This is a genomic window from Bacillus sp. SIMBA_031 (assembly GCF_046535225.1).
GTDB classification, from domain to species: Bacteria; Bacillota; Bacilli; order Bacillales; family Bacillaceae; genus Bacillus; species Bacillus velezensis.
The window spans coordinates 1-256 of the sequence record NZ_JAWRXC010000439.1; the positions used below are offsets into that span (position 1 = coordinate 1).

General features: G+C 63.3%; 1 pseudogene. It reads left to right on the forward strand.

Going from position 1 to position 256, the window contains the following annotated elements:
* Window positions 1–256: pseudogene (locus SB724_RS20955) on the forward strand (hypothetical protein); the annotation flags it as partial.

Genomic DNA, 256 nt, shown 5'->3' on the forward strand with positions numbered 1-256 from the left:
CTTGAGATCGCCAGGAAGCGGGCCGTCAGGCCGGACGTCCTAGACCTCATCGAAAATGCCATTCAGGGCGCGCAGCGCGGCGCAACGCTGACGCAACGGCTTTTGGCGTTCGCACGACGGCAAGAGCTCAAGATCGACTCGCTGCGGGTTTCCGACGTTGTCGGCGGGATGGCCGACCTGATGCGTCGAACGATCGGCCCGGAGGTTGTCATCAACACCGCGTTTCCAGCTGATCTGCCGCTCGTGCTCACTGACG